The sequence below is a fragment of the Pseudoalteromonas sp. NZS11 genome, from assembly GCF_015864765.1.
Lineage (GTDB): Bacteria > Pseudomonadota > Gammaproteobacteria > Enterobacterales > Alteromonadaceae > Pseudoalteromonas > Pseudoalteromonas arctica.
The window spans coordinates 243,969-251,000 of the sequence record NZ_JADYWP010000006.1 but is presented as its reverse complement, the minus strand read 5'-3'; the positions used below and the strand labels follow the sequence as shown (position 1 = coordinate 251,000).

The following is a 7,032-nucleotide window of genomic DNA, read 5'->3' as shown; positions in this document are numbered from 1 at the left end:
ATATCAACGGATATTACAACAACGTTAGGCCACATCATTATAATGCCGGTTTAGCGCCAAATGAATCTGAGGTTAGATGCCAAGATTCTAAAACTGTGGCCAAAATTAGTTGACCACTACAGGTCCTGGAGTTTTAATTCTTGGTGATAGCCATTCTAGAGATCTTTTTGGTATGGTCTCTTCGGCATTTGAAAATGACTTTATTGTAGGGATAACAAATACACAAGGTTGTAGGCCTCATACAGAGAAGAAAGACTGCCAAGAACATTATTTAAAAATAAAAAATTTTTTTATTAATAATAGCTATATTTTTGAACACGTGATTTATGAGCAGGCTGGTTTTTATTTATTATTAGATGAAAATAATAACAAGGGAACCAGAGAGATGTTTAATAAATTGGCACTGACTGACAAAGTCGAAAATATTAAGATTAACGAAGCCTACGTTAACCAAGTAACAAGTTACCTAACACAAATTAGCGAAGTAATACCTGTAACTTGGTTTGGCCGCAGAGTTGAGCCAAACTTTTCTCCTCTGCAGGTACTTTCTAGAGGCTGCGATTACAAATTTAGTTTGAGAGACGGTCATAAAGTAGTATTTAATAACTTGGATAAATATATTTTAGTTGAAGTATCTAAGCAAGAAAATTTAAAATTTCTATCTCAAAATAAGATCATAAAGTATAACTTCCAAAAAGACTTTATGACGTGCGAATACTTTTTCTGGAGTGACGGTGATCATTTGTCTAGCTCAGGTGAAAAAGTATTTGGTGAGCGTTTGCCAAAAGACTTTTTGGTGTTTTAATAAAATCATAACAAGTATCTAGATTTCAATATTCTGTTTCTAAATAATTATTAAGCCATGTTATAAATAAAATAAGGCTTAATAATTTTTCTCTTTTACGATTTATGTTTCTTGTTCAAATTTAATCCCCAAAGCTCTATATATTTATAAGTAAATTTCGATGTAATAATGACTACCGCTAAAATTATTAAAACTATTAGGTTATTGATATATGCACTGCCTGAGTCTATGTATTTTAAAGAGTTTATAGTTTTTACGATCTCGATACCCGTTAGCTTTTTAAATACAAGGGTTGTTGCTGCTACAAGGAACAATATTGCTGCGTGGGTCATATATATTGAGTAAGAAAGTTGTCCAGTAAGTTGAAGTGGTTTTATTTTTAAAATCTTAGATACAACACCAGCCTCAAAGGAAAAGAGCAATACTGTAATCAAGAAAAGTAATGGAGCAACAATAAGCTTTAATTCAAATTGTGCCTGAACAATAAAAACAATACATACTAATAATGCAAACTCAAAAATACTTCCCGAGATATATGGGATTTTTATGTGAGAAATTTTTCTATAAACACTGTAGGCGATGGCTCCGCCAAAAAAACAAGATAGTCCACTCAGAACTTGTTTAGTGAGCAACTCCGAGCGAAAGTAGATTAGTGCAAACGCAAGTAGGGATGTAGTTAACCAAGTCAGTAATTTAAATTTGCCAAATAGAGTGGCAGTGAAGAAGAATAAGAAGTAAATGTAAAACTCAATACTTATACTCCATGAAGGGAAATTAAAAGAAAGGTGTTCTGTATATGACGTCCAAGACTGTATAAGAAGTAAATTTGGAATGATTGCAGATACCGCTGTTTTGTCTGAAAAAGGCTCTCCGTTGAATGATACACCAAAATTAGTGGCTAATAATTTCATCAGTTCGAAAGCGATAAATACCATTAACATAAAAAAGTGTAGAGGATATATCCTAAAGAACCTAGCTTTACAATACGACTTGAAGTTTAAGCTTTCTTTAAAACCATAGCCGTGAGCAAGAACAAAGCCACTTAATATAAAGAAAAACTCTACAAAGACTCCGCTTCCTTGAAAGAACTTTAATTCAGTTATCGAACCAACAACATGCATGTGGTACAAAACAACTGACATTGCACAAAGTCCTCTAAATGCGTCTAGAGCTTCGAATCTTTTTTTCATTTTATTCCCTTAAAAAATATTTAGGTTACACATAATATTGCATTCAGTGTTTCTATGAAACATTAAACTAGTGGTACCCAGCTTATTAACTGCGTGTTTTGCACTAGATCTCGTGGTAGTGAATTTTTGATCTTATTTTTTTGCCATTTCCCGAGCCCAATAGGGCAGCCACACAGCGTTAATACCACTTCACCTATTGTTTGAGTTGCCTCAGTTAAGCGTATATCTTTACCTTGAAAATAATCATTGGCTTGCTCGTTATTTAACGCGTAAATATTAGTTTTACACTCATTGCCAAATACGGTTGCAAACTCGTGCGTTAGCCTCACCCCGTTTTTATGAATAATTCCAATTTGAATACCTAAGCGTGCGTACTTAATTTTGTTTTGTACGGCTTCAAACCCTTCAGGGAATAACCACAGTTCTTTATCGCGCTGCATTAAACTACCTGGCAAGGTAATTAACTCAAAATGTTCTTTAAGCGATTGCATAAATGCAGCACTTTGCTTTTTATCAAACTCGTTAAACGGGAATGCACCTTTTTTTACTGTTTGATTTGGGTTATTGCAACTAGCGTGCTTTTTAAATTTAGCAATAAAAAAGCCTTCACTGTCAAAGGTTTGCGGCCATACATGTAAGTAGCCTTCATTTGTGGTGGCTTTGCTCGCACCTTCAAATAAATCACTTAGTGACTCAGGCGCTATATAGTCGCCAAATTCACTCAGTAAATAATCGCACACTTGCTGGTTTTCGAGCGGGGTAAGTGTACAGGTTGAATACACTAATGTGCCACCGGGCTTTAGTGCGTAAAATGCGCTTTTAATTAAGTTTTTTTGTACTTGAGCTATTTGTATGTTTGATTCTATTGACCAATTTTTTAGTGCGTCGGCGTCTTTACGCACAGTACCTTCGCCAGAGCATGGCGCGTCTAGCAATATGCTATCAAAGCATTCAAACATGTAGTTGCCAAATATAACGCCATCAAAGTGCGAGAGCGCACAGTTACCAACCCCCATACGTTTGAGTGTCGCGCTCAGTACCTTTAAGCGAGATGACGAAAGCTCATTTGCAACAAGCACACCTTGGTTATTCATAAGTGCTGCAAGCTGCGATGTTTTAGAGCCCGGTGCTGATGCCATATCAAGTACGGTGTTATTTTGAGAGTCTGCGAGTTCAATACTTTGCTTTAATGCGATAGGGGGTAGCATTGAACTTGCTTCTTGTACGTACATAGCACCGCTTAGGTGTAAGTCGGTATTACCAAGGGCTAGGTTTTGCTCTTCATCGCTTGGGCGCTCTAGCCAAAAACCTTCACTGCACCAAGGTATGGGGGTTAGCAGCCAATTTTTTTCAGTTGCACGTTCAACAAATTCTTCAATGCTAATTTTTAATGTATTAACGCGGATAGATTTTCTGAGGGGCCTACGACACGCATTTAAAAAGTCATCTAAGTTTAGATGCGCTGGTAAATAGGTTTTTACGTCGTCAATAAAGTGCTCAGGAATAAAAGTGTTGGCGTTCACGCGTTAGCTCATACTATAAAAATAAAGCGCGATAATAGCACTTATGCGAGGTGTTTTCAGCGCTAAAAAGCGTAACATCTGATTTATTACGCTGTCGACACTTCACTGTTTTAGTCCATTGTAAAACCATTTTTATGCGACTTTAGGTTAATAGTGTCGACAATAGGTGTGTTTTTTAGCCATTTTGATAGGTTTAGGGTTGACATGATTTTTTAATAAGCCCATAGTAACCACATTAATTGTCGACAATCTAAAAAATAACTTATGACACACACATTTTTAAACGAAGCGCCTATAACTACCGCATCAGATCAAGTATTTGTAGATATGCGCCGTGAGATTGTTGAAGGCAGCATAGTTCAAGGCAGTAAAATATCAGAGCCTGAGCTTGCCAAACGTTATGGTGTAAGCCGTGCAACGCTTAGAGAGGCGTTAAATCGCCTAGAAAGTTGCTACCTTGTTGAGCGTAAAGCTAACGTAGGTTGCCGAGTAGTTGCCCTTACCGCTGAACGCTTGATTGAAGTTTACCAAGTTCGTAGTTCGCTTGAAGGCTTGGCATGTAGACTTGCTGCCGACAATATGGAACCCGAGGAAGTAAAAGGTTTAAAGCAATTACTTAATCAGCACCTACAAACACAACGTGTTAAAGAAGGCGAATCTTATTATCAAGAAGCCGGCGATTTAGATTTTCATTACCGTATTATTCAAGGCAGTAAAAACGCGCATTTAATTCATTTACTGTGTAATGAGCTCTATCAATTAATACGCATGTACCGTGTACAAATGGGTATGGTGGGGCCGCGTGTATCAAAAGCGTTTGATGAGCATTTAGCTATTATTAACGCCATTGAAAACCACGACGGCGAACTGGCCGAAATGCTCATGAAGCGCCATATCAGTGCATCGCAAGCAAATATTCAAACCAAATTTGATTTATTAGCTAAGCAGAAAGCATAAGCTGTTAAAAGTTAAAAGTTAAAAGTTAAAAGTTAAAAGTTAAAAGTTAAAAGTTAAAAGCTAAAAGCTAGCAAGAGCAGTTAAACAGTCACAATTACAGATTAAAACTATAAGTTACTCCACGTAGCAACCGTTCAAAGTGAGGAGAAAGTAATGTCAGCAGGATTAAAATTTAAACACGCAATTGCCAATAACCGCCCGTTACAAGTAGTAGGTACTATTAACGCATACACCGCGATGATGGCTGAAAAAATGGGTCACCAAGCTATTTACCTCTCAGGTGCCGGTGTTGCAAACGCCTCGTTTGGTATGCCTGATTTAGGTATGACAAGCCTTGATAACGTGCTTGAAGATATTCGTCGTATTACGGGTGCTAGCGACTTACCCCTACTTGTTGATGCTGATACCGGTTGGGGTGGGGCGTTTAACATTGCACGCACAGTAAAAGAAATGACTAAAGCGGGTGCGGCGGGTTTTCATATAGAAGACCAAGTAGCGCAAAAGCGCTGTGGCCATCGTCCTAATAAAGAAATTGTAAGCCAAGGTGAAATGGTTGACCGCATTAAAGCGGCGGTTGATGCAAAAACCGACAGCGATTTTTATATTATGGCCCGTACCGATGCATTTCAAAAAGAAGGTTTAAACGCCGCGATAGACCGTGCAGCTGCCTGTGTTGAAGCCGGTGCTGACGCTATTTTTGCAGAAGCCGTACACGACCTTGCTGATTACCAAGCATTTGCAAAAGCGATTAACGTTCCAATTTTGGCAAACATTACTGAGTTTGGCCAAACACCTATTTACACAAAAGAGCAGCTAAGTGATGTAGGTGTTGAAATGGTGCTTTACCCACTAAGTGCATTTAGAGCCATGAACAAAGCAGCACTAAACGTGTATTCAGCAATTTTAAATGAAGGCTCACAACAAAGCCAAATTGAAAATATGCAAACGCGTTCTGAGCTTTACGACTTTTTAGATTACCACACGTACGAGAACACACTCGACACCCTTTTTTCATCAAAATCTGACAAATAAAAACTATTAAATAAGGGCGTGTTGAACGTTGGTGGTTGAATTTGCAGCAGTGTGTTTGGTTTTTAGGCAAGGCAGAGCCTATGAAGTGTGGTTATTCCACATAAATAGGCGATAACGCAGCATAAAGACCAAACATGCGCTGCCCCTTAGGTTCTTTCTAGGGACGATTATCTCTTTGTTGCTCGGTTTTTACTTAGTCCACTAGGTTACAAACTTCGCGCCGCGATTTAATCGCCCCTAGATTGAACAAATTTCAATCCACAAAGTTCAATACGCCCTAAATCACACACAAATTTAAGATAGGAGAAGATCATGGTAGATAAAGCATTAGGCGGCGCGGGTTTACGCGGACAAGTGGCTGGTCAAACAGCATTGTGTACTGTTGGACAAAGTGGTTCTGGTTTAACGTATTGTGGTTACGATATTAGCGAACTTGCCGAAAAAGCGCAGTTTGAAGAAGTGTCTTTTTTACTTTCACGCGGTGAGTTACCAACAACCAACGAACTGGCAGAGTATAAAGCTAAACTTAAAAGCTTACGCGGCTTACCAGATGCACTTAAAACCGTGCTTGAAAATATTCCTAAAGACGCGCATCCAATGGATGTAATGCGCACGGGCTGCTCAATGTTGGGTAACCTTGAAATGGAAAATGACTTTAGCGAAGCCAATGATGCAATCGATCGTATGGTTGCTGTGTTCCCAAGTATTATTTGTTACTGGTACCGCTTTACACACGACGGCGTACGCATTGAAACACAAACAGATGACGACTCTGTTGGCGCACATTTTTTAACGCTGTTACACGACAAAGCACCAAGCGAGTTATTTGCACAAGTGATGAACGTTTCACTAATTTTATATGCAGAGCACGAGTTTAACGCATCTACCTTTACGGGACGTGTGTGTGCTTCGACTTTATCTGATATTCACTCTTGTGTAACAGGTGCGATTGGTACGTTACGTGGGCCATTACATGGCGGCGCCAACGAAGCGGCTATGGATATGATTCAAGGTTTTACAAGTGCAGAGCATGCTGAGCAAGAAGTAATGGGCATGCTTGAACGTAAAGACAAAATAATGGGCTTTGGTCATGCGATTTATCGCGAATCTGATCCACGTAATGTAATTATTAAAAAATGGTCTGAAAAACTAGCGGCTGAGGTAGGCGATACAGTGCTTTACCCTGTGTCTGTCCGTTGTGAAGAGATTATGTGGCGAGAGAAAAAACTGTTTTGTAACGCCGATTTTTTCCATGCATCTGCTTATCATTTTATGGATATTCCGACTAAGTTATTTACGCCAATATTTGTAATGAGCCGTGTTACGGGTTGGACTGCACATGTAAAAGAGCAACGCGCTAACAACCGTATTATTCGCCCAAGTGCCGATTACACAGGGCCTGATGCACGTAGTTACACACCAATCGAATCAAGAAGTTAATTATTTTTAACTAAGGTGAGCCAATGGCTCACCTTTTACGGCTTTAATGCTTTATATAATAAAAACAACTACAAACCTAAAGCCT

6 protein-coding genes are annotated in these 7,032 nt (G+C 38.7%); 4 read left to right on the top strand and 2 right to left on the bottom strand.

Annotated features, from left to right (window positions below; translation table 11 throughout):
- Window positions 1–109: 109 nt before the first annotated feature.
- Entirely contained in the window at window positions 110–805 is a 696-nt protein-coding gene (locus I6E82_RS14505; RefSeq protein WP_197118163.1) for an SGNH hydrolase domain-containing protein, read from the top strand.
- 95 nt (window positions 806–900) lie between these two features.
- On the opposite strand, the gene I6E82_RS14500 is transcribed toward I6E82_RS14505, so the two are convergent.
- Window positions 901–1,995: an acyltransferase family protein gene (locus I6E82_RS14500; protein ID WP_197118162.1), complete on the bottom strand. Its 1,095-nt coding sequence runs from the start codon at window positions 1,993–1,995 to the stop codon at window positions 901–903.
- Between the two features lie 62 nt (window positions 1,996–2,057).
- The gene (gene rsmF / locus I6E82_RS14495) at window positions 2,058–3,518 is read right to left on the bottom strand and encodes a 16S rRNA (cytosine(1407)-C(5))-methyltransferase RsmF (RefSeq protein ID WP_197118161.1); all 1,461 of its coding nucleotides are present in this window, start codon (window positions 3,516–3,518) and stop codon (window positions 2,058–2,060) included.
- Window positions 3,519–3,782: 264 nt separating this feature from the next.
- On the opposite strand from rsmF, the gene I6E82_RS14490 reads away from it, so the two are divergent.
- From I6E82_RS14490 to prpC, 3 genes are all read left to right on the top strand, one after another.
- Window positions 3,783–4,475 (top strand): GntR family transcriptional regulator, encoded by a 693-nt coding sequence (locus I6E82_RS14490; RefSeq protein WP_002962362.1) that lies wholly within the window; start codon window positions 3,783–3,785, stop codon window positions 4,473–4,475.
- 153 nt (window positions 4,476–4,628) lie between these two features.
- A complete protein-coding gene (gene prpB, locus I6E82_RS14485) occupies window positions 4,629–5,507 on the top strand; it encodes a methylisocitrate lyase (protein ID WP_002962361.1) in 879 nt (292 codons plus the stop codon).
- A gap of 312 nt (window positions 5,508–5,819) precedes the next feature.
- A complete protein-coding gene (gene prpC, locus I6E82_RS14480; RefSeq protein ID WP_197118160.1) occupies window positions 5,820–6,947 on the top strand; it encodes a bifunctional 2-methylcitrate synthase/citrate synthase in 1,128 nt (375 codons plus the stop codon).
- Window positions 6,948–7,032 lie beyond the last annotated feature (85 nt).

Coding starts and splice junctions, on each gene's coding strand:
- I6E82_RS14490 (WP_002962362.1), top strand. CDS start 3,783: ATGACACACACATTTTTAAACGAAGCGCCTATAACTACCGCATCAGAT.
- I6E82_RS14500 (WP_197118162.1), bottom strand. CDS start 1,995: ATGAAAAAAAGATTCGAAGCTCTAGACGCATTTAGAGGACTTTGTGCA.
- prpB (WP_002962361.1), top strand. CDS start 4,629: ATGTCAGCAGGATTAAAATTTAAACACGCAATTGCCAATAACCGCCCG.
- prpC (WP_197118160.1), top strand. CDS start 5,820: ATGGTAGATAAAGCATTAGGCGGCGCGGGTTTACGCGGACAAGTGGCT.